The 25613-nt window shown below is 63.3% G+C and carries 20 protein-coding genes; 19 read left to right on the top strand and 1 reads right to left on the bottom strand.

Going from position 1 to position 25613, the window contains the following annotated elements:
* The 3 genes from map to E1H16_RS06070 all read left to right on the top strand — a co-directional run bounded on the left by map (position 1) and on the right by E1H16_RS06070 (position 3045).
* Positions 1-876: a type I methionyl aminopeptidase gene (gene map, locus E1H16_RS06080; RefSeq protein WP_243837702.1), complete on the top strand. Its 876-nt coding sequence runs from the start codon at positions 1-3 to the stop codon at positions 874-876.
* Between the two features lie 131 nt (positions 877-1007).
* Positions 1008-2264, top strand: a complete 1257-nt coding sequence (locus E1H16_RS06075) for an ABC transporter substrate-binding protein (RefSeq protein ID WP_134322787.1) — start codon at positions 1008-1010, stop codon at positions 2262-2264.
* An 85-nt stretch (positions 2265-2349) separates the two neighbouring features.
* Positions 2350-3045 carry a hypothetical protein gene (locus E1H16_RS06070; protein ID WP_134322786.1) on the top strand — a complete coding sequence of 232 codons (696 nt, stop codon included), beginning with the start codon at positions 2350-2352 and terminating at the stop codon, positions 3043-3045.
* On the opposite strand, the gene E1H16_RS06065 is transcribed toward E1H16_RS06070, so the two are convergent.
* On the bottom strand, positions 3046-3525 hold the full coding sequence (locus E1H16_RS06065; RefSeq protein WP_134322785.1) for an NUDIX hydrolase: 480 nt from the start codon (positions 3523-3525) through the stop codon (positions 3046-3048).
* Positions 3526-3613: 88 nt separating this feature from the next.
* Here E1H16_RS06065 and E1H16_RS06060 point away from each other — a divergent pair, with 88 nt between their 5' ends.
* The 16 genes from E1H16_RS06060 to infA all read left to right on the top strand — a co-directional run bounded on the left by E1H16_RS06060 (position 3614) and on the right by infA (position 25579).
* Positions 3614-4822, top strand: coding sequence for an acyl-CoA dehydrogenase family protein (locus E1H16_RS06060; protein WP_134322784.1), 1209 nt, complete (start codon positions 3614-3616; stop codon positions 4820-4822).
* Complete coding sequence (locus E1H16_RS06055) at positions 4819-5928, top strand: acyl-CoA dehydrogenase family protein (RefSeq protein ID WP_134322783.1); 1110 nt, start codon at positions 4819-4821, stop codon at positions 5926-5928. The genes E1H16_RS06060 and E1H16_RS06055 overlap by 4 nt, the downstream gene beginning before the upstream one ends.
* A gap of 304 nt (positions 5929-6232) precedes the next feature.
* The gene (locus E1H16_RS06050; protein WP_134322782.1) at positions 6233-9538 is read left to right on the top strand and encodes an acetyl-CoA carboxylase family protein; all 3306 of its coding nucleotides are present in this window, start codon (positions 6233-6235) and stop codon (positions 9536-9538) included.
* Positions 9539-9556: 18 nt separating this feature from the next.
* Positions 9557-11290, top strand: coding sequence for an AMP-binding protein (locus tag E1H16_RS06045; RefSeq protein ID WP_134322950.1), 1734 nt, complete (start codon positions 9557-9559; stop codon positions 11288-11290).
* Between the two features lie 2 nt (positions 11291-11292).
* Positions 11293-12477 (top strand): CaiB/BaiF CoA transferase family protein, encoded by a 1185-nt coding sequence (locus E1H16_RS06040; RefSeq protein ID WP_134322781.1) that lies wholly within the window; start codon positions 11293-11295, stop codon positions 12475-12477.
* A 75-nt stretch (positions 12478-12552) separates the two neighbouring features.
* Positions 12553-13626 (top strand): ABC transporter ATP-binding protein, encoded by a 1074-nt coding sequence (locus E1H16_RS06035; protein WP_134322780.1) that lies wholly within the window; start codon positions 12553-12555, stop codon positions 13624-13626.
* Positions 13623-14660: an ABC transporter ATP-binding protein gene (locus E1H16_RS06030; protein WP_134322779.1), complete on the top strand. Its 1038-nt coding sequence runs from the start codon at positions 13623-13625 to the stop codon at positions 14658-14660. Before E1H16_RS06035 ends, E1H16_RS06030 begins: the two co-directional genes overlap by 4 nt.
* Positions 14661-14712: 52 nt before the next feature.
* Complete coding sequence (locus E1H16_RS06025; RefSeq protein ID WP_134322778.1) at positions 14713-16302, top strand: ABC transporter substrate-binding protein; 1590 nt, start codon at positions 14713-14715, stop codon at positions 16300-16302.
* A 57-nt stretch (positions 16303-16359) separates the two neighbouring features.
* The gene (locus E1H16_RS06020; protein ID WP_134322777.1) at positions 16360-17298 is read left to right on the top strand and encodes an ABC transporter permease; all 939 of its coding nucleotides are present in this window, start codon (positions 16360-16362) and stop codon (positions 17296-17298) included.
* A 10-nt stretch (positions 17299-17308) separates the two neighbouring features.
* Entirely contained in the window at positions 17309-18196 is an 888-nt protein-coding gene (locus tag E1H16_RS06015; protein WP_208378899.1) for an ABC transporter permease, read from the top strand.
* Positions 18197-18258: 62 nt separating this feature from the next.
* The gene (locus tag E1H16_RS06010) at positions 18259-21078 is read left to right on the top strand and encodes an ATP-binding protein (RefSeq protein ID WP_134322775.1); all 2820 of its coding nucleotides are present in this window, start codon (positions 18259-18261) and stop codon (positions 21076-21078) included.
* Positions 21079-21332: 254 nt separating this feature from the next.
* A complete protein-coding gene (locus tag E1H16_RS06005; protein ID WP_134322774.1) occupies positions 21333-22490 on the top strand; it encodes a CaiB/BaiF CoA transferase family protein in 1158 nt (385 codons plus the stop codon).
* Positions 22491-24053, top strand: coding sequence for an acyl-CoA carboxylase subunit beta (locus E1H16_RS06000; RefSeq protein WP_134322773.1), 1563 nt, complete (start codon positions 22491-22493; stop codon positions 24051-24053). It begins immediately after the preceding gene.
* Between the two features lie 70 nt (positions 24054-24123).
* Positions 24124-24339, top strand: coding sequence for a biotin/lipoyl-binding carrier protein (locus tag E1H16_RS05995; protein WP_134322772.1), 216 nt, complete (start codon positions 24124-24126; stop codon positions 24337-24339).
* Positions 24340-24481: 142 nt separating this feature from the next.
* Positions 24482-25138, top strand: coding sequence for a DUF1707 SHOCT-like domain-containing protein (locus E1H16_RS05990; RefSeq protein ID WP_166741641.1), 657 nt, complete (start codon positions 24482-24484; stop codon positions 25136-25138).
* A gap of 219 nt (positions 25139-25357) precedes the next feature.
* The gene (gene infA / locus E1H16_RS05985; RefSeq protein ID WP_106351127.1) at positions 25358-25579 is read left to right on the top strand and encodes a translation initiation factor IF-1; all 222 of its coding nucleotides are present in this window, start codon (positions 25358-25360) and stop codon (positions 25577-25579) included.
* Positions 25580-25613 lie beyond the last annotated feature (34 nt).

Genomic DNA, 25613 nt, shown 5'->3' with positions numbered 1-25613 from the left:
GTGCGCGGCCTGCGCGAGTTCATCTCTCGCGCGCGAGGCCGATCGATTCAGGTCAAGTCCGCCGACGAGTTACTGGCGATGCGGGTGGCGGGCTTACTCGTCGCTGATGCGCTGGACGCCGTCCGCGCGGCGGCCCGCCCCGGCATGAGTACTTTCGATCTGGATCGGATCGCGGAGACAGTCATTCGTGACGGCGGTGGTACGCCGTCCTTCTTGGGGTACCACGGCTTCACCGGGTCCATTTGCGCGTCGGTGAATGACGAGGTCGTGCACGGGATTCCGCGACCGGACAAGAAGCTTGCCGCCGGTGACGTGGTATCTATCGACTGCGGCGCGATCGTGAATGGATGGCACGGCGATAGCGCCATCACGTTCGGTATTGGGCCGGTCACCGACGAGCAGCAGCGGTTGCTGGAAGTAACCGAGGATTCGATGTGGGCGGGTATCGCCGCCGGAACAGCTGGAGCGCGGCTCTCGGATATCTCGCACGCGATCGAGGCCTGTATCGAGCGTTGGGGCGCGCGGCACGGACACGAGTACGGAATCGTCGAGCAGTACGGCGGCCACGGCATCGGCTCCGAAATGCATCAAGACCCGCACATCCTCAATTACGGCAAGCCCGGTTCTGGTCCTCGGCTCACACCAGGGATGGCGTTCGCAATCGAGCCGATGGTGATGTACGGTTTCGAAGCTACTGAGGAACTCGCCGACGGTTGGACGGTACGGGCGGTGGACGGTTCGAGCGCGGCGCATTTCGAGCACACGTACGCCGTGACCGAGACCGGCCCGTGGGTTTTGACGGCCCGCGATGGGGGACTGGCGCGGCTGCAGGATCATGGCTGTGTGGCGTCACGGATGGCTATCGGCTCCTCGTGAGTGTTGTCACCTAATGATTGATCGTTGTGCCTGCAACATTCACCTGGAATCCAACTAGGGTGACACCGCTGTCAAATATTCGGGTTCGCGGTGTGCGTTCCCGTAGTAGAGAGATGTGAGTGTCCCCAAGAATGAACAAGAAACTCATCGCTGGCGTGGGCTTCGGCCTGGCCGCTTCGATGGCGTTGTCCGCCTGCTCGACCAAGGCAGGAGACGGTGGCGGCGGCGAGGGTGCTGACGGTCTGAAGACCGACTATGGCGTAACCGACGACACGATCACGCTTGGTGCGCTGACCGACTCCTCGGGCCCCTTCAAGGTTGGCGGCGTTCTGGTCACGCACGGCAACCAGATTTGGGTTGACGAGGTAAACGAGGCCGGCGGTATCTGTGGTCGGCAGATCGAACTCAACGTGATCGACACCGGCTACAAGGCCGACACTGCGGTCTCGATGTACGACGCGAACAAGGAAGAGAGCGTCGGCCTGATCCAGATCATCGGCTCGGCGGTCTTCGCCGCCCTGAAGCAGAAGATGATCAGTGACCAGATCATGGGATCCTCCCCGACGATCGCCTCGGTGAACCTCGACAGCGAGATCATGCTGTCGGTGGGGACGACGTTCGACGTCGAGGCCATCAACGGCATGGCGTACATGCAGTCCGAAGGCAAAATCGCCGACGGCGACAAGGTCGGCGCGATCTATCTCGACAACGAGGCTGGGCAGAACTCCTTCGCCGGCGTCGAGGCGTACGCCGAGCAGCACGACATTGAGGTGGCCGGTGCGCCGATCGCGCCCACCGACACCGACATGACGACGACCGTCACCAAGTTCAAGTCCCAGGGCGTCGACCTGGTGTACGTCGCGGTCCCGCCGGCCGCTTTGACGTCCACAGCCCTAGCGATGCAGTCTCAGGGTTTGGATGTACCTCTGCTCGGGTTCAACTCGTCGTTCCAGCCGAGTGTGATCGCTGACCCGTCGGTTCTTCCGGCGCTGGACGAGTTCTACCTGCAGACCCCGAATGTGGTCTGGAGCAGCGATGCGGCCGCGCCGCTGCGTGAGGCGTACGAGGCCAGCGGTAGCGAAGACGCTCCGTCGCAGTCGATCATCACCGGCTACCTGTCGGGCGTCGCATGGGGCGCCGTGCTGGAGCAGGCGTGCGAAGACGGCGATATGACTCGTCAGGGTCTGATGGACGCGCGAAAGAAGATCACTGCGCTCGATACCAAGGGCCTGACCGGCGAACTCGACTTCTCCGATCCCGGTGCGCCGGTGACGCGTGTTACCGCGATCGCCCAGGTCGATACTGATGCGCCGGGCTCCCTGGTTGAGGTGCTGGCGCCGACCGCGTCGTCCGAGGCCGAGGACTACAAGACGCCGTACCAGAAGTAATCGGCTGTATTGACGCCCTGAGTGCCGGTCCACCGCGGTGGTCCGGCACTCAGCGTTTTGGGCCTGGTTCGTTACTGTGACAGTTGTGGTTGACGAGAACACACAGGCGATCGTGGCGATGGCGTGGGCCCGGGCGTACGGGCTTGACGACGACGCGTTCAGTGGCGCCGAGGGTGCGCAGCGGCGCACGCTCATTGCTGACGGTGACGAGATCGTCGCGATCGAGTTACTCGGACGCACGGTCCTCGTCGGCGCACCGTGGGCGCTGGATGAGGCTGTCGAGTACACCGACGAGGCGCTACTCTCCGTGCCCGGACTGCTCGATCTCGCCAAGGGTCATAGCCCGCGCGGGACTAGTGTGGAGGCGTTGTTGTACGCCGATGACTACCTCAGCGCTCCTGGCCTTTCCGAGGCCGAGGTGACCGCAGACCCTGAAGCCGTCGCGGAGTTGCTGCCTCGATGCGCCCCGGATGACGTACGCGGTCTGGCCCTCACCGAGCACGAGCACCTATTCGTGTTGCTGGACGAGGGTGAGCGGCCAACGGCAGCGGCGGCGTACTCGACGCAGCACGGGATTCTGGCCGATCTCAGCTTCGTCGGCGCGATCGACACGCGCGGCACAGGTGCGGTGGAGATTGCCGCTGCGGTGGCGATGCACGACGCGTTGGACGCCGGATTGATCCCGCAGCTGCGACTTGGTATCGACGATGACCACGTTGCTGCGCTCGCGCTGGGATTCGCCCGTCTCGGCGTCATCTCCAGGGTTACTGTCGAGCAGTAGCTAGGCTGCGGCCACCGTGAGCGCAGCGCGCGCGACGTTGGTGAGTTCGCGTTCGGTCACCAGATCCAGCGGCACCCACTCCACGAGGTCGGTGGAGGAGTTCTCTTCAACGACGCGCAGCGAGTCCAGATCGGCGTCACTGTCGGCGTCGACGAGGTAGATGATGCCGACGCCCTGGAAATCCTCGAGCACCCCGGCGCGGTTCTTGCCGATGACGTGCAGGCTGGTCACGGTGACGACCGACCGTACCCGCACCGACAGCGACGTCTCCTCGTAGACCTCACGCACGACGGCGTCGTCCGGATGCTCACCATGATCGATTCCGCCACCGGGCAAGGTCCACATTCCGGCGCCGTAATCGGTGGGCGAAATACGGGTCAACAGCAGTTCGCGGCGACCGTCGATCTCGCGGGTCAGGACGCCGTACGCGCCGATCCGCTGCCGAACGACCGGGGTAGCGTTAGTCGACTGAGTGCTCACTCACTAAATTCTAGTGCGGGTCGGAGTTGGCTTAGCCAGGCGCACCCGGTAGAACGATCATTATAGAAAACGAATCGTGGAGGTAGCGATGGCTGTGGACCAGAACGCTGACCGCGCGACTCAGGCCGCTCAGCTCGCTGAGGAGGTGCGCGAGTTCTTGGCCGCGCACGATCCGGCGACCACTGAGCCGCTGGAGTTCTTGCGGGCGCGGTACGACGCCGGTCTGGCGTGGGTGAACTATCCGGAGGGGTACGGCGGCAAGGGCCTGGACCGGTCCCTGCAGGCTGATGTAAGCGACGCGTTCGCTAAAGCTGGCGCACCGGACAACAAGGCCGGGATGAATGCCATCGGCCTGGGCATGGCCGCGCCGACGCTACTTGCCTTTGCCAGCGAAGAAGACGCCAAGCGACTGCTGCGTCCGCTGTGGACCGGTGAGAACATCTGGTGCCAGATGTTCTCTGAGCCCGGCGCTGGTTCGGACCTAGCTGGTCTCGGCACGTCCGCGGTCAAGCAGGAGAATGGCGACTGGCTGATTAACGGCCAGAAGGTCTGGACGTCCCTGGCGCACCACGCCGAGTACGCGTTGCTAGTCACTCGCAGCGACCCGGATGCGGTCAAGCACCGGGGAATGACCTACTTCTGGGTCAAGATGGACACCCCTGGTATCGATGTGCGCCCGCTGCGGCAGATCACCGGTGAAGCCGAGTTCAACGAGATCTTTCTCGACGATGTGGTGATCCCGGACAACCAGCGCCTCGGTGAAGTCGGCCAGGGCTGGGCAGTCGCGCAGACCACGCTGATGAACGAGCGCGTGGCCATCGGTGGCAAGGTCGCTCGCCGGGGCGAGGGCGCTATCGGTGAAGCCGTGCGCACCTGGGAAAGCAGCGAACAGCGCGACCCTGCCCTGCGTGACGCACTGCTGAGCAATTGGGTCGAGGCCGAAGCTCTACGCATCGCGCAGATCCGCTTGGGCCAGTCGCTGGCAGTAGGCGCCCCCGGTCCTGAGGGATCGGCTGTGAAACTTGGCCTCACTTCGCTGACCCAGCGCCTCACCGGCCTCGAGCTGGAGATCCAGGGCGACGACGGTCTGCGCTACGACAACTACGACATGCGCCGTCCGGACCTCGACAAGCGCTGGTCGCGCATCCCGGGCTTCCGCTACCTGCGGTGGCGCGGCCTGTCGATCGAGGGCGGTACGTCGGAGATCATGCGCAACATCATCAGCGAGCGCGTGCTCGGCCTGCCGCCGGAGCCGCGCATCGATAAGGACGTTCCCTGGAAGGACCTGCCCCGATGACCACTACTGCAGACGTCCCCGTCGGCGGCCAGTACTCCCTGCTGGAGACCGAGGACGAGAAGGAACTCGCCGCCACGCTGCGCGGGTTGCTGACCAAGCGCGCCGAATGGCAGCAGGTGCTCGCACGCACCGAAGAGGAATCCTCGACTGACCTCGAACTCTGGAAGCAGATCGCTGGTGAACTCGGCCTTGCTGGCCTCGCGGTGCCCGAGGAGCTCGGCGGTGCGGGTGCCAGCTGGCGCGAGGTAGCGGTGGTCATGACCGAACTAGGTCGCGCCACCGCCCCGGTTCCGTACTTCGGCAGCGCTGTGCTGGCTACCGCAGCCTTGCTGCACGCCGGTGACAAGAAGTTGATCTCCGAGATCGCCTCGGGCGAGAAGACGGCGACCCTTGCGGTTCCGTTCTCCGCCGGCCCGGGCAAGCCGTTCACACCGACTGTCACGGTCTCCGAAGGCCGCCTGACCGGCTCGATCCCGGTTGTCGCTGACGCGCTTGCTGCCGACGTCCTGGTCGTTCCGGCCGCCGATGGCCTCTACGCCGTCGCGAGCGCAGATGCGACCGTGGCCCCGGCCGTGTCGCTGGACATGACCCGGCAGCTGGCCGACATCACGCTCGATGGCGCACAGGGCACATCGCTCGGCGGTGATGCCGTAGGGGCCGTCCATCACGCGCTACTCATCGGCGCGGCGATGCTGTCGTCCGAGATGTACGGCGTGGCCCAGAATGCGCTGGATACCGCTGTGGCGTATATGAAGCAGCGTTACCAGTTCGGTCGCCTGATTGGCTCGTACCAGGGCCTCAAGCACCGTATGGCCGACGTGTCGGTGTCTGTGTCACAGTTGCAGGCTGCCGCAAAGTATGCCGCGGCGACCGCGGGGGAGAACGATCCCGATCTGCCGGTCGCCACTGCAGTGGCCAAGGCGCATGCCTCCGTGACCGCGCCGAAGGCTGCCGAGGAATGCCTGCAGATGCACGGTGGCCAGGGCATGACGTGGGAGAACCCTTCGCACGTGATGCTCAAGCGCGCTAAAGCCGACTCGATTGGCATGGGCCGCGCGGACGCGCACCGCACCTGGCTCGGCGAGCTGATCGAACTGTCGGCGTAGTCGGTCAACCGCCAACGCACGGTGCCGAGAGCCCAGGTGGGGCTCTCGGCACCGTGCGTTTAGTGAGACCTGCACCGCCGCGGACGGATCGGGTCGACCGGACGTCGATGACTGCCGGACAGCCGCCCGGGCCCAGGAAACCACCAATAGGCCATGAGTGCGAGCGGTGTGCTTGAGGGAGATCCCGAATCCGGCTGGCGATATCCCTACCAAGCGACGTGCGACCAGCGCGGCGGCTCCGACATTCTCTAGAGTGCAGCAAGATAGCCGTGCCTCAGGGCACGCGAGATGAAACGGACATTGAGTGAACGCGCATTTAGACGAGCAGACGCCCCAAACCCTATTGATCGCCAACCGCGGTGAGATCGTGCGCCGAGTAGCGCGCACCGCGAAGTTGCTCGGTCTACGCACCGCCGCCGTCTACAGCGCGGACGATGCCGGCGCGCCGCATGTGCGCGATTGCGATGTCGCTGCGGAACTGAACGGCGAGGGGCCGGCGGCATACCTGGACGTTGCCGGTGTCGTGGCCGCGGCGCAGTCTGTTGGTGCGACGATGGTGCATCCGGGATACGGATTCTTGTCCGAGAGCGCGGCGTTGGCCCAGGCCTGCATCGATGCGCACATCACGTTCATCGGTCCCGATCCAGTCGCGCTGCAGCGCCTCGGGGACAAGTCCCAGGCACGGGCGCTGGCCACCGAACTCGAGGTGCCGGTGCTGCGGGGTACCTCGGAAAACTCTTCGACCCAGGAGATCCAGGAACTGTTCGCGTCGTTGAACGGCACCGGCGCAATCATGATCAAGGCCGCGGCGGGCGGCGGCGGGCGCGGGATGCGGGTAGTGCGCGACGCAGCTGAGGTCGAGTCGGCGGTAGCGTCAGCACGCAGCGAAGCCGGGCGAGGATTCGGCCGCGAAGACGTGTACGCCGAGATGCTGCTGGAGAACGCCCGGCACGTCGAAGTGCAGGCTATCGGCGATGGCACTGGCGCCGTGGCGCACATGCTTGATCGTGACTGCACCTTGCAACGGCGCCATCAAAAATTGATCGAGACCGCGCCGGCGGTGCTGATCGACGACGGCGCGCGTGCCGGGATGCAGCAGGCAGCGATCCGGATGTTGGCGGCCGTACAGTATCGCGGCCTGGCGACGGTCGAGTTCTTGGTCGCGCCGGATGACTCCTGGTACTTCATGGAGGTCAATCCGCGGATTCAGGTCGAGCACACCGTGACCGAGCAGATCACCGGCCGGGATCTGGTGCGCGATCAGATCCGCGCGTGCACCGGCGTCACGCTCGACGAACTCGGCCTCGGTGGCTCGGAAGTGCAGGCGCACGGGCAGGCCATTCAGATCCGGATCAACGCGGAGAAGATGATCAAGTCCGGCCTCGCCGTACCCTCGCCGGGCACCGTGACGATCGCCGACTTACCGTCGGGGCCGGGTGTCCGCGTCGATACCGTGGTCAGCTCTGGTTACGCGGTCAATCCAAGGTTTGATTCGCTGCTGGCGAAGGTCATCGTGCACGCCGAAGGTGTCGATCTACGCGGTCTGCTCGCGTTCGCTGACGACGTGCTCGCGCGCGCTCGGATCGAAGGCGTCTCCAGCAACATCGCGCTACAGCGAGCCCTGCTTCGTTCGGGCGCGTTGGAGGATCGGTCCGTCAGCACGAAGTACCTCGACGAGCACGCCAAAGACCTCGTTCCGCTGGCCGCCGAGCTCGAACATGCCGTGGTGACGACGCCCGCAGAGTCGTCTCAGCACGCGTCCACTGCCGCCGACGCCCCGGCCGGTTCCGAGCCGATCCCGTCGCCGATCAGTGGCCTGGTCGTGTCCGTGGAAGCCGCCCCAGGCGAACGCGTGCAGCGTGGGCAGACCATCGTCGTGATCGAAGCGATGAAGATGCAGCATGTCATCGCCGCACCAAGCAGCGGCCAGATCGCAGCTATCACGGTAAAAGAGGGTGCGGTGGTCGAGGCCGACGCGGCACTCGCGCACTGGATGGTCGATGACGAAGCGGACCAGGACCTCACCGACCTGGGCGAGCGCGATCTCGATGAGATCCGCGCCGATCTCGCCCGCCTCAACGCCCGCAAGCATCTGCTGACCGATGATGCACGGCCAAGAGCTGTTGAAAAACGGCACTCGAAGGGGCTGAATACCGCGCGCGAGAACGTCGAGCGACTCCTCGACGACGGTTCCTTTGTGGAGTACGGCGGCCTCGCGATCGCGGCGCAGCGCCGCCGGCGAGAACTCGATGATTTGATCCACAACACCCCGGCCGACGGCATGATCACCGGCGTCGGGCACGTGAACGGTGCGCAATTCGATGTCGAACGCGCCAAAACCGCTGTGCTGGCCTATGACTACACGGTCCTGGCCGGAACACAGGGCTACTTCAACCACCAGAAGACCGATCGGGTACTGAACGTCGCCAAAGCCAACCAGCTGCCGGTCATCTTCTTCGCCGAAGGCGGCGGTGGGCGCCCGGGCGACCTGGATCCGCCCAAGGTAGCCGGACTGCACGGGCACACGTGGACCGCGCTGGCCGAACTCAGCGGCAAGGTCCCGCTGATCAGCATCGTGTCCGGTCCATGCTTCGCTGGCAACGCCGCGATTGTGGGCTGCTGCGATGTCATCATCGCCACCGAGAACAGCAACATCGGTATGGGCGGTCCGGCAATGATCGAAGGCGGCGGCCTGGGCGTCTTCGCGCCGACCGATATCGGTCCGATCGATGTGCAGACACAGAACGGCGTCGTCGATATCCGTGTCGCCGACGAGAATGCGGCGATCGACGCTGCGCAGAAGTACCTCTCGTACTTCCAGGGCGACCTCGATCATTGGCAGGAAGCCGATCAGCGCGAACTGCGGCACGTGGTCCCGGAAAATCGGCTACGCGCGTACGACGTCCGCGATGCGATTGCGCTCCTTGCCGACGTGGACTCGGTGATGGAGCTGCGACCGGACTTCGGTACCTGCATCGTCACCGCGCTGATTCGGATCGAGGGTCGAGCGATGGGACTGATCGCCAATAACCCCCGGGTGCTCGGCGGCGCGATCGACTCGGATGGCGCCGACAAGGCGGCCCGCCACATCGCGTTGTGCGACGCATTCGGGCTGCCGATCGTGTCTCTGTGTGACACCCCAGGATTCATGGTCGGCCCGGAGTCGGAGAAGACTGCCGCCGTACGACACTTCAGCCGGATGTTCGTGCACGCGGCAAACGCGAGCGTTCCGATGGCCGCGGTCGTACTGCGCAAGGGCTATGGGCTGGGCGCGATGGCGATGGTCGGCGGTTCGATGCGGGCCCCGGTCAACACGGTCGCGTGGCCGACCGGCGAGTTCGGCGGAATGGGCTTAGAAGGCTACGTGCGACTGGGGTTCCGCAAGGAACTTGAGGCGATCGCCGATCCGGAGGCTCGCGAAGCGCGATACCAAGAACTGGTCGAAAGCATGTATGAGCGCGGCGGCGGCATCAACACCGCGATGCATTTGGAGATCGACGACGTGATCGATCCGATCGACACCCGCAAGGTGCTGATTACCGCGCTGGGCGCGGTGGAGCGTAAGAAGTGGGCCAACGCGCGCTATCTGCCACGCGTGGATGCCTGGTGACCGGAGGAGCGTGACGTGATGAACGAGCAGGAGATCCTCGCCGACTTGAAGCGACGGCAGGACAGGGCCTGGCCCGCGGATGTGCCGAAGACTCTGCGTTACCTGCACGGCGAGGTTCCGCTGACGGAGTACCTGAGTTGGCGCGCGGAGACGATCGGCGACAAGCCTGCGATCGCCTACTACGGCGGTGAACTGACCTTCGCTCAGCTAGAGCGGGAGACGTCCGCAGTCGCGTCATTCCTGATCGAGCAGGGTGTGTCGACGGGGGACCGCGTCGCAATGATGATGCAGAACTGCCCCCAGTACATCGTCGCGTTCTGGGGCGTGATCAAGGCCGGGGGCGTCGTGGTGCCGGTGAACCCGATGTTCCAGCGCGCCGAGTTGGCGTATGAACTCAACGACTCCGGCGCGGTGATCGCGTTCGCGCAGCGGGAGTACGTCCCGATGCTCGACGAGGTGCGCGGCAGCAGCTCGCTGCGCGAAATCGTGATGGTGGACCTCGATGAGTACGCCGACGCCGGGACCGACATACCGGTGCCGTTTGGACCCGCGCCCGACGCGGCGCCGCAGGGCGCAGATTACCGATGGGCCGATATTGCGCGCTGGCCTACGGATCATTCGGGCCGGTTCCCGCGGCCCGACCTGGACCGGCTCGCGGCGCTGAACTACACCGGCGGCACGACGGGCATGCCGAAGGGCGTCGAGCACACTCAGCGCCACATGCTCTACACAGCGGCGTCGAGCACCACGGTGCGACTGTCCGGGACGCTCGACGGCGACACGGTGTCGCAGGCGTCGCTGAGCTTCCTGCCGGTCTTCTGGATCGCTGGCGAGAACATTGCGGTCATCGCGCCGATCTACACCGGCGGTACTTGCGTGCTGCTGACCCGCTGGGATCCGCTGGCGGTGCTCAAGTCGGTTCAGACGTACAGTGCCGCGGCGATGTCCGGAACCGTCGACAACTACCTGGATCTGATGGCACGTGACGACTTCGACGACTACGACCTGAGCTCTGTCACGGCTCCGGCAACGATGTCGTTCGTGACGAAGTTGTCCGGCGAGATCCGGCGAGCCTGGGCCGATCGGGTCGGTTCGCAGTCGGTGTTGCGCGAAGGCGCCTACGGTATGACCGAGACCCACACGGCAGATACTTTTGTCGTCGGCTTCCAGCAGGACGATGAGGATCTCGGGTTCGAGCCAGTATTCGTCGGGCTGCCGATGCCGGGCACCGAGATCAAAATCGCCGACTTCGATACCGGACGAACCCTGCCGGTAGGAACCGAAGGCGAGATTCTGGTGCGTTCACCTTCAGTGCTGACCGCGTACTGGCAGAATCCGGAGGCTACCGCGGCGTCGTTCGCGGACGGCTGGTTCCGCACCGGAGACCGCGGTGTGTTCTTCGAGAACGGCTGCTTGCGCTACATCGGTCGTAATAAGGAGATGCTGAAGGTCAACGGGATGAGCGTCTTCCCCACCGAGATCGAATCGCTGCTGTTCGACCATCCAGCGATCAGTGCGGCCGCAGTGGTGGGTGTTCCGGATCCCAAACGCGGCGAGCGCCCCCGCGCCTACATCGAGGTCGCCGGCGCCGTAGCGACACCGGATCCCCAAGAGTTGCGAGAGTGGGCGCGCACGCACATGGCGCCATACAAGGTGCCGGAGTTCGTGATCGTGGACGCCCTGCCGAAGACCACCACCGGGAAGATCCAGAAACACAAACTCGACCGCACGCCGACGCAGGCGGAAGCCTAAAGATGAGCGAGGACCCGCCCAGCCCGGGGGCGTTGACCGGAATCCGAGTACTGGAACTCACTCACGCGATTGCCGGGCCGCAGTGCGGACAGATCCTCGCCGATCGTGGGGCCGACGTCATCAAGATCGAGCCCCCCGAAGGGGATTCGTCGCGGATGGCCCGGCCGGTCCTGCGCGGCGACAGTGTCTATTTCAGTTGCCACAACCGCGGCAAGCGTTCGATCACACTCGATCTGAAATCTGCCGGGGGCAAGCAGGTTATGGACACGCTCGTCGCTCAGTCCGACATCATCCTGACCAACTATTCGGCTGCCGTTCCGACCAAACTCGGGTGGGACTACGAACAACTCAAGGAAGAGTTCCCATGGCTGATTTTCGTTCATATAACGGGATTCGGCCGGACCAGCCCGGATGCCGACAGGCGGGCGTACGACGGGATCATCCAGTCGATGAGTGGGATCCCGGCGTCCACTGGTGAACCTGGGCAGGCTCCGACCTTGTCGTCGGCCTTCGTAGCCGACCACATCGCCAGCTATAGCGCGGCGCTCGGGGCGATGTTCGCACTGCGCGAGCGGGAGCGGACCGGACAGGGATCGCTGGTCGATATCAGCATGCTCGACTCCTACGCCGCTGGCTCAGCACACTTCCTTGATGCCGCCCTATCAGGTGCCGAACCACAGCCTTCCGGGAATCGCGTCGCCACGGCATTCGCTAATACATTCCATACAACGGATGGTGTCGTGTACCTCGCGCCGATTGGTGATGCCAAGTGGCGGTTGTTCAGTGAGTTAATTGGGCGAGACGACTGGGCGGAGGAGATACCGTATCGCGAGATGGTCGACTCGCGCCGTGATGAGGCCGAAGAGTTTGTCGAGCGGTGGTGCGCCGACCGCTCCACTGGGCAAGTCATAGGCATCATGGATGATGCTGGTATCCCATGTGGTCCCGTCCTGACCGCGCGGCAGTACGCAGACCGAGCTGTCGATGCCGGCGCGACGCTCACGGTCACCGCTCCGGGAGGCGGCACGGTCGTCACTCCCGGGCCGATCGGCGGCACCGTAGGCCTAGCGCGCACACCGCGCTCGCGAGCAGTGCCCCAACTGGGTGAGCATAGCGACGAGATCCTGCTCGGGCTGGCGAAACTCCCTCGCGGTGGTCCCCGAAGGGTCCCTACGAAGTTCAGATAGGGATCTGACCGGTTCTCTGTGACGCCGGTCGCGGCCATAGTTTGTTCCACGGCTCTTGCGGGGTCGTCTAGGAACGTGGGAGGGCCGTTGCCGGACATGGTTGACCAGCAGGAAGAAATGACCCATGGCGGGCCCGCGTTGCGGGTGCAGGGCCTGTGCGTGGACTTCCCGGTAGGTGACTCATATGCGCGAGCCGTTAGCGATTCGAGTTTTGAGTTGCAGCCGGGCGAAATCGTCGGTCTGGTGGGCGAGAGCGGTAGCGGAAAAACGGTCACGGGACTGTCGATTATGGGACTGCTGCCGTCCGCTGAGACGAGCGGTTCGGTCAAGATCGCCGGCAAAGAAGTACAGGGCCTGAGCCCGAAAGAATGGGCGCCAATCCGCGGTCGTGAGATCGCAATGGTGTTCCAGGATTCGCTCACCGCACTCGATCCAGTTTTCACCATCGGTAGTCAGTTGGTCGAGACAATTCGAGCTCATACCAAGCTCTCGAAGAGCGAAGCGCGGGATCGCTCGATCAGGCTCCTTGCGGACGTCGGTATCCCCGAGCCGGAAGCCCGGTTCAAGGACTATCCGCACCAACTCTCCGGCGGAATGCGCCAGCGGGTGATGATCGCGGTGGCGCTCGCAGATAATCCATCGGTGGTCATTGCGGACGAGCCGACCACGGCGCTGGATGTTACGTTGCAGGCCCAAATTCTCGACCTGCTGCGTCGTCTGAGTCGCGAGTACAACTCCGCGATGCTGTTCATCACCCACGACCTCGGTGTGGTCGCTGAACTGTGCTCGCGGGTGATCACCATGTACGCGGGCGAAATAGTCGAGGTCGCCGACGTAGATGACACGTTGACTACTCCCAAGCATCCGTATACATCCGGCCTGATCGGCGCCATTCCTCGTGCTGACCAGGCGAATGAGCGGATGACCAGCATTCCGGGGCGCGTGCCCGGGTTGGACGAGATGCCTGAGGGGTGTCGCTTCGCTCCCCGGTGCGAGTTCGCGCAGGACGTCTGTATAGCGGAGCATCCGCAGCTCGAGGCGTTTGAGGGACGCTTGGCGAGGTGTCATTTTGCACGCGAACTAGACCTGCCGGGGGCAGTCACCGCGGTCGATCATGGCGAGCGCGATAAGGAGTGTGCGAAGGCATGACCGTTCCAGCGAACGTCGTCAAGCCAGCGGGCGAACCCGAGTCGGCAGATGACCCGATCGTGTCAGTGCGCGGCTTGACGGTGGAGTTCAAGCTTGGCCGCAATCGGATCCTGCACGCGCTCAATGACGTCAGCATCGAGCTGAGTCCTGGACAGACTCTGGGAGTTATCGGCGAGTCGGGATCGGGTAAATCGACGCTCGCGCGGGCAATCATGGGCCTGTCTCCGATCGCGGCGGGCGAGATCACCATCGCAGGAATGCGCACCGAGTCGATGTCGCACAAGCAGCGTCGGAGGCATCGAGGCGTAGTGCAGATGGTGTTCCAAGACCCGAGCGAATCGCTCGACCCGAGATTGCCAGTCGCGAAGTCGATTGCGGAGCCGCTGACAATCCAGCATGGGCTGAAGGGCCGAGCGTTGACTTCGCGCGTCGCCGAACTGCTCGACAGAGTGGGGCTGTCGCAGCGCCAGGGTGAGCGTAAGCCACGGGATCTATCTGGCGGCCAGCGGCAACGGGTAAATATCGCGCGGGCGCTCGCGCTGGATCCGAAAGTATTGATCTGCGATGAAGCGGTCTCCGCGCTCGACGTCTCGATACAAGCCGACATCCTGAATCTTCTGGTCGACCTGCAACAAGACACTGGCATTGCCTATCTGTTCATCTCGCACGATATCGGTGTCGTCTCACGAGTCTGCAACGACATCGCGGTGATGTATCTCGGCGGAATCATCGAACGTGGGCCCACGGCAGACGTCGTGAACATGCCGGCGCACCCCTATACCGAAGCACTCCTTTCGGCGGAGCCGCAGGCGCTCCCGAGCCGATACCGCAAGCGCGAGCAGATCCTGCTCGAGGGCGAGTTGCCCAGTCCGCTGAACCCCCCGACGGGATGCAGGTTCCGGACGCGTTGCCGGTATGCCACCGAATTGTGCAACGAACCACCGGAAAGCCACTCCGCGGCCGAGGCCGGACATGAGGCCTCATGCCATTTCGTGGGCGAACTCGCGCTCAGAGGTACGACGCACGTCGCATAGCACCGGCGTGCACAACCGGTAGTCCTAGCACTTGAGGAACCAGGAGGCACCAGTGAAACTTCGAGGTCTGACCCGCAGACGCGGACTTGCGACGGCGGCCGCGGCGATCGCCCTGACGCTTACGGCGACGGCGTGCGGTGGTGGGAGTGGCAGTGGTAACGGTGACGTTGCAGCCCAGGAGCTGCCATCCAGTTACGGCGAGCCGGTTGACGGCGGTGAGCTGAAGGTCGGCTACATAGTTGGTCTGTCATCGGCCGATCCGATCCGAGGCGGGTCGGGCGGTGACCATCACATGCTCTACACGATGTACGACCGCTTGGTGAACTTCAGCGACGATATGAAGGCCGAACCAGGGCTCGCCAAGTCCTTCGAGTATCTCGATCCAACGACGCTTGAGCTCAAACTCCAGGAAGGCGTGACGTTCCACGACGGAACCGCGTTCAACGCGGAGGCTGTGAAGTACAACCTCGATCGGGCGAGGACGTCAGAAATCTCCAATGTCAAGGCAGAACTGGGATCCGTCACATCGGTCGACGTCATCGATGACTACACGGTCCAACTCAATCTCGCTCACCCGGACAGCTCATTGCCGCTGATCCTCGCGGATCGCTCGGGGATGATGGTTTCCCCAACCGTAGCGGACCAGGGAGACGACGCGATCGCCCAGCAGCCAACGGGCACCGGCCCCTTCAAACTTGTCAGCCACGCGCCGGGTGATTCCTTGGAAGTCGAACGTTACGAAGAGTATTGGAACGCGGACGACGTCCACCTCGACAAGATCTCATTCAAGTTCATAACCAACATCCAGACCTTGACAAACTCGATTACCAGCGGCGAGGTGAACTTCGCGGCGTCGATGATCGCGCAGACTTGGCAGACACTCAGCACGAACTCGCAACTTGTGGTGGATGCGCAGTCAACGCTGCAGTCGGACGGTTGCTATATGAACGCAACGATGGCGCCGACCGATAATGTCAAGCTTCGGCAAGCGATCGCATATGCCATCGACTATGAGAGCTTCAAAGAAGCGATCACGTTCGGGGCCGGGGGAGAAGTTGCAAGCTCGATCTTCCCTAGTGAGTACTGGGCCTATCCGACCGCGGAATGGCCGTACGAGTATGACCCGGAGAAAGCGAAGCAACTGGTCGCCGAATCGGGTATCGAGAATCCCACGGTGGAGGCAATCACGCACACGGGGCCTGGCGAGCAGCGAAAACTCGAACTGATTCAGGGCTACCTGAAGGAAGCCGGAATCTCGTTGACCATCGATATTCAAGAGGTCGGGGCCGCGACAATGGCGTACGTGGATCAGAAGTTCAACCTGTACTGCGCCTCGTGGACTGGACGGCCGGACCCGAGCCAGACATACCAGAATCTGCTGTCGCCGACAGGTTACTTCAACGGCGGGAAGTACTCCGAGCCCGATGCGCAGGAAAAGATCGACGCGGGCAACGAGGTAGTCGGCGACGACGCTCGGGTCGAGGCGTTCGAGCCGACCGCGCAGTATTTCGTGGATTCGCTGCTGTTCCTGCCGATGGTGTTCTCTCCGCGGGTGACGGCGATGGATCCGAGCGTTAAGGGATATGTGCCGAAGATCTATGGGAAGACCGATGTGAGCTTCCTGTGGATCGACGAAGGCTAGTTGTATCAGCGCGCCGCGGTGGGCCTGGTCGGCCCGCCGCGGCAAAGGGAGGGCTGAATGTTCGTTGGGATGATCGCGAGGCGGATGGTTTCCGTCCTACCGACGCTTCTCTTAGCCAGCATCTTGGTGTTCATGCTGATCCAGATCATCCCCGGCGATCCAGCCGTGAGCATCGCGGGTGAGAGCGCGACCGAGGAACAGGTCGAGGCGATCCGGCAGCAGTTGGGCCTGGATCGGCCGCTGGTAGAACAGTACGGATCCTGGCTGGGCGGCGTGCTGCAAGGTGACCTGGGCCAATCTCTGTTCACACGCGAGGCGATCACTCCAAACTTGATCCGCACGGTTCCGATCACCCTCACGGTGGTGCTGCTGGCGTTCGTATTCGCCCTAGTTTTCGGCATTGTCGGCGGAATCGTGGCAGGCTGGCGCGCCAATCGCGTGACAGATCGGGTTACGAGCGCCGCCTTCGCGGTAGGGCACGCCATGCCGAGCTTCTGGCTCGGGCTGATCCTCGTTGTTGTGTTTGCGCTCAACCTCGCGGTCCTTCCCGCCAGCGGGTCGGTGAGCATCTTCGACGATCCGGCCGAGGCCATTCGTTACTCGATCCTTCCGGCTGTGGCGATGGGCGTGGTGGGTGCGGCCGAGATCGGGAGACAGGTGCGCGGTGCGATGATCACTGCACTGCAAACCGATTCGGTACGCACGCTCTACGCGAAGGGGCTGTCACAGAGGAGAATCGTCTGGCATGCGTTCCGCAACTCCGCTGTGCCGACCCTGACGATCGCCGGTCTGGTGTTCAATCAGTTTCTCGGTGCCACGGTCGTTATCGAGGCGGTCTTCGGTATGGGTGGTCTTGGCGGCCAAATCATGCACGCGACTCTGCAGAAGGACTATCCGATCATCCAAGGGATCGTGTTAGTCACCGCAACCATGGTCATCATTGTCAACCTGATCGTCGACATTCTCTATCGAGTTGTCGATCCGCGGACTCGGTAGGAGAACGGCCGTGTGGACTTGGCTCAAGAGTGACAAGCGTGCACTCATTTCCGCTATATATCTAGTGTTCCTGCTGGCGTGCCTCATCTTGGCGCCGCTCATCAGTACTGGCACCCCGGACCTGCAGGGGCCGCAGGCATTTCTTGGGTTTGGCGAACAGGGTCATCTGCTAGGCACAGATGATGTAGGTCGCGACCTATGGACCCGGCTGTTGTACGGCGGCCGCACCTCGCTGCTGGCGTCGCTGACCGCGGTGATCACGTCGATCATCCTCGGAATCCCGTTGGGCTTGATAGCTGGTTACTTCGGCGGTTGGGTCGACACAGTTCTCATGAGAATCGTCGATACACTGCTGGCCTTCCCCGCGCTCGTTCTCGCAATTGGCGTGAGCGCCGCGCTCGGTGGCGGGCTGACAATGTCCATGATCGCGGTAGGCATTGTGTTCACGCCTGTAATTGCCCGGATCGTCCGGGGCCAGGTTCTGTCGATCCGTAAGCGTCTGTTTGTCGAAGTTGCGGAAACCTACGGAGCGACGCGCATGCGTGCGATGTGGCGCCATGTACTGCCGAATAGCCTGCGTCCAATCGTCGTCCAATCCGCTCTCCTATTCGCAACTGGGATCCTCGCCGAGGCCAGCCTGTCCTTCCTCGGTCTTGGGGTCGAGCCGCCGACCGCGAGTTGGGGAAGCATGATGCGCAGCGCGTTCGACTTCCTGTCAATTGCGCCGAACGCGATCTACCCGCCCGGCATCGCTCTTGTACTGACGGTTCTCGCCGTGAACTCCTTGGTAGACGCCGGCGCAGACCGCTGGGAAGGAATCGGTACGCGACGCAAACGCCGCGGTGGAACCGCTGGCTCCACATCCACGGATATGCAGGCGTCAGGGAGCGTCGTCTGAGCCAGTCGTGGTATCGGAAAATGTGATCACTACAGTGCATTCTTCAACTGCGAGTAGGGGTCATGTCTATTGAACGCCGAGCCGCGGTCGGTCGCGCCGATGTGCTTCAGACGCTGCTTGACGACGCCGAGATAGTGCTCGAGGGTCAGGCCCGAACCGTACTTGTTCTCGGCGAGCCGGGGAGCGGTAAGTCTCGCGTCCTGTCGGACTTCGCGGCACAGGCGTTGGGCCGTGGATTCGCCGTCCTTGAGGCAACCGCGAGCATCCGGGATAAGGACGTTGCATTCGCTACATTGCGTCCGTTCGCCGCCGGTGTTGACGCCATCGCGCAGAGCCGACCGCGATTGGCTGGCCTGGCGGACGATCTCAAGAAGGCCTCGTTCAGGAACGAGACGTCGGCGGCGCGGAAACAGACCGGCGGTGTCGTACTCTCTCTCGTTGCCGAGACGCTCGAAGCCATCACCAGCGAGGCTCCGCTGCTCGTGGTGCTGGACGACGTGCAGTTTGCCGATGCCGAGACGCTCGCCGCGGTCGAGTTAGCGATCCGTGGGCTCGCGCAGCGACCGCTTATGCTGGTCGTCGCCACGCGCATCGACGCTTGGAACAATGACGGTGCCCTGGCCGCGGCGCTAGGTCCGCTTAGTGAAGGAATGCGCGGTCGCACTATCGAACTGGCGCCCTTGAGCGACGAACATCTCGCGGAACTGCTTCGCCAAGAACTGGGTGCGGAGCCGAGTGCGGGGCTCGTGAAATATGTAGTTCGTCGGTCCGGGGGCAACCCGGTGTTTGCGACGGCAGTGGCTCGCGTCCTTGAGCAGGGGCAAAGCCTTTCGCGCCGGGGAGATTCGGTGTATCTCATCCCGGTCGCGGAGTCGCTCCAGATCGGTGGTCGCGCGGCGATTTTGCAGCGGTTCTTCGCCGATGACCCTGAGGGCAGAGCCTTAGGTCAGGTCTTGGCGCTCACTGGCGCCGTCAGACTCACGGTGGTACCGCTACTTTTCGAAGTCGCGGGCTTGCCGACCGAGCGGGGGCAGGACGCATTTGATCGACTCGTACAGTCCGACATCATTGAAAGGAATAGCGATGGACGTTACGTGTTCGCGCACGAGTTGGTCGCCGAGTTGCTTCGCGACGACCTCGGACCAATGGAGCAGATTCGACTCCATCGGGAGATCCTAGATCGCCTACCTGCGCCCACAAACGACCGGGAGCGAGCGCGTCACGCGCGCCTACTGGTTGCCAGTGCCGAGCGGGGCGACACAAACGCTGTCGACGCCGCGATCTGGATGGCGATCACAATGTCAACCGCGGGCCCCCTGGTAGCCGCGAAGTGGTACGAACGGGCGTTAGACCTTGTCGCCTCGGACGACCGCGTGCGGATGAGTACGGCGCGGATGGGGCTGGTGACCGCACTGTGGAAGGGGTCAAGGCCCCAGCAGGCGCTTGCTGTCGGGCAGTCGGCTCTGGAATCGGAGCTGGATCCCTCCCACCGACGCACTCTGTGGTCGATTATGGTTGGCGTCGCCTACGCGAGCGGTGATTACCCGCGAGCTATCAAACTGGGCAACGAGGCGCTCGAGGAATTTCCCGGTGACGTCAGGATAGAGGCGCAACTGTGCGCGAGTCTCGCGACGACCGGGCGGACGGAAGACCTGAACGGATTGTTGCCGTCGTTGCGGGACCGCTTGAATACTCCAGGTTCTGCACACGACGAGTTGGCGCTATCGCACGCGGGAATCGCCGGTACGATCACCGGCGACCGCTCGCTCCTTGATCTCGCGGTGTGTGGGCTGAGCGAGATCGTTCGACAATCCGATAAGTCTGGTCTGCGATCGGCGCGGACGATCTCGGCGGCTGAGTCGCTCGCCTACCTTTACGCGCAAATCGGTGATATCGATGGTGCGGGGCGCGCGCTGGCCCATCTTGAAGCCGATCCCAGACCTCGGCCGCTCGATCTCGGCGGTCTGAGATCCACAGCTGAGGCGACCTGCATTGTCGGCAGGGCAGAGGTCGACTCGGCGTTAGAGTTGATGCGTTGGGCGAGTGTCACGTTCGAGCGAGTGGGAATCCCGGCGAATTCGGTTTGGCTCCGAGCGCTGGAGGCCGAGATTCACCTCGACCGTGGCGCACCCGAGTTGGCGTTTGCCGCGGTCGATGAGCAGGACCTTCATCTACGCCCGACGCGTGCCGGGATGGTTGCTCGAATCCTCCGCGAGCAGGCTGAGGCCGCCATCGAGAAACGTAGAATTGATCGACAGTTGGTAACCGAGACCCTGGATGCCGCCCGCAAGGCCCGCTGGGTGGCGACTATGCGAACTGCACTCGTCACGCTAGTCAACGACAGCCTAACCGCCGGGGAGCCAGTGGACCCTTACGGCGCCGAGCTAGAGCGATTGGCAAGGGACTGCGGATACCCGAGTACGGTGTTTGCGGCGTCCTTGGCCGCGGTACAACGAGACGACGACGTGAATCTTGCGGCGGACTTATTTGCCAAGAGCCTCGCCGAGGGGCATGCGATGCGAATTCTCAAGAGTGGGTGGGAACTTCAACGTCTGGCGCCGAAGCACAAGTTGCTAGGAAGGGTGTCGTTGATCGAGCTCGAGTGCCGCACGGGTTTCGTTCCTCCGCCGCGGCGTACCGGGGCGTCAGCAGCCCCCGTGCGGCGACCAGACGTCGATGCCTTGACGCCTCGGGATCAGGAGTTGGTCGACCTGGTGCGGTCCGGATTGAATAATCGCGAAATCGCGGAGCAACTGCACTTCAGCCGCAAGACGATCGAAGCTCATCTGAGCCGGCTGTACCGACGGTTCGGGTGCACCTCACGGGTTTCGTTGGTGGTGGAACTGACGCGCCGGGGCTTGCTCGATGAGCGGTCCCACTAGGTCGTCTTGCGGACGGGGCCGATGCGTGTAATGGGGCATCGGGGGAGGCTGCTGACCCAGCCTGCGTAGGTATAGGGACCCTTGAGATGTGCTCACGGCGTTGATCGGCCCCGCGCGTCTCAAGTAGCGTCCGAAACTGCTCTTAGTTAGCTATTAAAACGAACCCCGGGGCGTGATCCGAGCGCTGCCGACCGAAGGTGACCAGGCACGCCAAGCCGGGGGTCGCCGCACACGAGAATGATGCGAGGTTGCCGATGAATGGTTCCGAGCCCACCAGCCTGGAAGGCATCCGTGTTCTGGAACTCACGCACGCGATCGCCGGGCCACAATGCGGGCAGATCTTGGCTGACCACGGCGCGGACGTGATCAAGATCGAACCGCCGAACGGTGAGATCGCTCGCGCGTCTTACCCGCGGGACGAGACCGGCGAGAGCATCTATTTCAGTTGCCACAATCGCGGCAAACGCTCCGTCGTGATCGACTTGAAGACCGAGAGCGGCCTGGCCAACTTTAAACAGATGGTAGCTGTGGCGGACATCGTGCTCACGAATTACACGGTTGACGTACCTGCCCGACTCGGCTGGGATTATGAGTCGTTGAAGGCGCTAAACCCTGCGCTGATCATGGTGCACGTGACAGGCTTCGGCACGACAGGCACGCGACGAGACATGCGTGCGCTGGACGGCATCATCCAAGCTATGAGCGGTATCCCGTACTTCTCGGGTACGCCGGACTCAGGGCCGACTCTCGCGGCTGCGTTCATCGCCGACCACGTTGCCGCGTACCACGCCGCGCTCGCCGCGATGTTCGCGCTGGTTCGGCGGCAGCGCTCGGGAGTGGGTGCATTCGTTGATCTCAGCATGCTGCAGGCCTTCTCCGCGAGCCTGGCACACGAGGTCCAGACATCGCTGACCGGAAAACACCCGCAGCGCATCGGCAACCGAGTCGCTAGCTCCTTCATCAACACCTTCGACGCGAAGGACGGCGTCGTCATTCTGTCCCCGATCGGGGAGGCGAAGTGGGCCAAGTTGTGCCGCGCGATCGGCCATCCCGAGTTACCGGCGTCGATCTCCTATGAGCAGGCGATCTTCGAGCGTCGAGACGAAGCCGAGAAACTCGTCGGACAATGGTGCGCTGTCCGCTCCCGTGACGAGATCGTTGAGCAGTTGGCTGCTGCCGGGATCCCATGCGGACCGGTCCAATCGCCGTCGGAGTACGCCAACGCCGCGTTGGCGGATGGCACCGGCACGATCGTCGAGGTCACCTCACCCAACGGAAGGACCTTCAATGTTCCCGGGCCGGTCGCCCCGGTAGGGCTGAGTGACTCATCTCGGTCCCGCACCGTTCCGCGGATTGGCGAGCACACCGCCGAAGTACTTGCGGAGTTTGAGCTGACTGAGGCCGGGATCTAGTTGGAAACCGGCTACAACCACGGTATCGAGGAGATCCAGCACCGTCGTGCGCTCGCTGAGAAGATGGGCGGTGAGCAGCAAGTCGAACGCCACCACACCAATGGCCGTTTGACGGCACGTGAGCGAATCGAATTACTCGCCGACCCGGGCACCTTCGAGGAGACCGGATACCTAGGCGGTGAGGGAATCTACGAAGGCGACCGGCTCGCCGCGTTCACCCCTAAGGGCGAGGTCACCGGGTCTTGCGATGTCGATGGACGGCTGGTATTCCTGCACGCGGGCGATTTCACGGTCAAGGGCGGGTCCGGGTCGGCAAGCAGTCACGGCGCACTCGGCATGGAATCGAGCGTGGTCGTACGGGCGCGAGAGTGGCGGGTGCCGTTTGTGCGATTGCTGGACGGCGCGGGTGGCAGCGTTCGCGGGTTCCTGGAGATAGGGCGAACCTACCTGCCCGACGGAAACTCCTACACGGTCCATGATGTCGAGTTGTTGCAGCATGTCCCCGTTGTGTCAGCGATCCTTGGATCCGTCGCGGGTCTGCCAGCGATCAACGGCTGCATGTGTCACTTCAACGTAATGGTTCGGGGTACGTCGCACTTGTTCCCCGGTGGGCCCCCAGTCGTCAAGGCTGCCCTAGGTATCGATGTGACTAAGGAGGAGCTCGGAGGCGCTGAGTTGCACACCCGAATCAGCGGTTCGGTGAACAACATTGCCGACAACGAGCAGGACGCGATCCGGCAAGTCAGGCGTTTCCTCTCCTACCTTCCCGCCAATGTCGATGAGGTTCCTTTGCGGGGCGAAGCGCGTGAACCTCGAGGCCGCGCAGCATCGCTACGCGAACTCATCCCGGAAAACAAGCGGCAACCCTTCAACGTGCGGCGTCTGCTCGAGGCGGTCGTTGACGATGAATCGTTCTTCGAGATTTCTCCCGATTTCGGGCGTTCGAGAGTTACCGGACTGGCCAGAATCGACGGTTACCCGATCGGGATCATGGCGAATAATCCTAAGTTCGCTGGTGGCGCTACGGATGTGGCCGCAGGCCGCAAGGCGATGCACTTGATGCAACTGTGCGATCAGTTCCACCTTCCGCTGGTGTCGCTTGCGGATGAGCCAGGTTTCATGGTTGGCGAGGATGCCGAGCGAACTGGCATCGAGCGGGCCGGCGCCGACCTGGTCTGGCTGACCTGCCGTACTCGGATGCCCTGGCTGACAATCGTGGTACGCCGCATCTTCGGCGTAGGCGGTGCCGTTCACCATCGGTCCACTGGGATGTTCCGCCGATATGCGTGGCCGACGGCGCAATGGGGATCGATGCACATCTCCGGGGGCACCGACGCGGCTTTCCGGGCCGATATCGCCGCCGCGTCCGACCCCGAGGCGAAGCGCCGCGAGATCGAGTCCCGGATGGAGGCGATCGCGTCACCGTTCCGAACGGCTGAGGTGACGAGGCAGGACATCATCGATCCGGCTCAGACTCGCGCCTTGCTCGTGCGTTTTGTGCACGAGGCCCAGCGGGTGCTCGCGACGCAGGTCGGTCCTCCGACGACACCCTTTCGCCCGTAAGACCGTTCTACTTAGGCGCCGCCCGGCGGCGTCTCAGTAGAGCCAGAACCACCCGATCAATGGAGTAGCAATGACGCAGAGAATTGTGGCCGAGATGACCGCTAGCGTATGGAAGATCCTGGTCAAGGAAGGGCAGACGGTCACCGAGGGCCAGGAGTTGTTGATCCTCGAGTCCATGAAGATGGAGATCCCGGTGAGCGCCGAAGCCGAAGGCGCTATTGCCGCGATCGCGGTCCAAGAAGGTGACTCCGTTGCTCAGGGCGACACCCTGATCGACCTGACCTAGATCCCGAAGAGTTGCGAGAGTGGACGCCCTGCCGAAGACCACCACCGGGAAGATCCAAGAAACACAAACTCGACCGAACATCCTAAGCATTCGGGTGAGGGCCGAGCGGTCATCGGCTGCGCGAACCATTACGGTTGGGGGCGTGAGTGGCCCGACGAATCCGCATGCCCGTCCCGACGATCAGGTGCGCGTCGGGCATCTCGAGCGCGAAGAGGTCGTGGCGTTACTGGGTGAGAGCATGTCCGGCGGATACCTCAACCTCGACGAGTTTGAGCAGCGCGTGACCCGCGCGCAGGACGCGACGAATCGTGGCGAATTGCGCGCGCTGCTGGGGGACCTCCCCGCGGCCACGAAGGCGACCTTCGGTGGACAAGTTTCGCCGGGCGCTCAAGTTGCGGCCGGCTCTGCGCTCGTGCCAGGCGAGGCGGTGAGCCAGCCGTGGACGGCTCCCGTCGAGACCGTCCTGGAGGGATCTGCGAGCGCCACCGTTACCCGGCGCGGCCGTTGGCGCGTGACACCGCACCTGACGCTCACCGGGTCGATGGCGACCTTCAAACTTGACTTCGGCGAGGCTGACGTTCCGCCCCAGGGCGTCGAGATCGACGTGCACGCGTCCTGGAGCACCATTCGCCTGTATCTCTCGCCGGCGATGCAACTCGTCTCCGACGACTTCGTCACGAACATGTGGACGACTATTAAAGACAAGGCGCGCGAGCCTACCGAGCGACCCCTGGTGCCCATCAGCGTGCGTGGCCGACCCTCCTGGTCCACCGTTGTGGTGCGACGCTCGAAACTGTAGTTCCGGCGATATATATAGGTGCGGCGATCTAGTGATCGAGGTCGCTAGGCTCTACCTTTCGCGATCTGGGACATATGTCGTAAAGTAGTTCGTTGGCGTGTGCTAGCCCTGTCTCCTTCGCTGTGGCCGCGAAATCAGGGTGTCCCTCAGTCGCGCCGCGCAGAGCGGCACTTCCCGGTCCGGGAGGTGCTGTCAACATGCAGACGATGGTTAGAGGTTATGGCGAAAAAAGACGGCGCGATCGAGGTCGAAGGCAAGGTAGTTGAACCACTCCCGAACGCGATGTTCCGCGTTGAGTTGGAGAACGGGCACCTAGTTCTTGCGCACATTTCGGGCAAGATGCGTCAGCACTACATCCGAATCCTCCCGGAGGATCGTGTGGTTGTGGAGCTCTCGCCGTACGACCTGACCCGCGGACGCATCGTCTACCGCTACAAGTAGACGGCACGCCGCATACCTAGTCGAACAACTCCGT

Origin of the sequence: Cumulibacter soli (assembly GCF_004382795.1) — a bacterium.
GTDB classification, from domain to species: Bacteria; Actinomycetota; Actinomycetes; order Mycobacteriales; family Antricoccaceae; genus Cumulibacter; species Cumulibacter soli.
The sequence above is the reverse complement of the archived record's forward strand: the minus strand, read 5'-3'. Positions and strand labels throughout refer to the sequence as shown.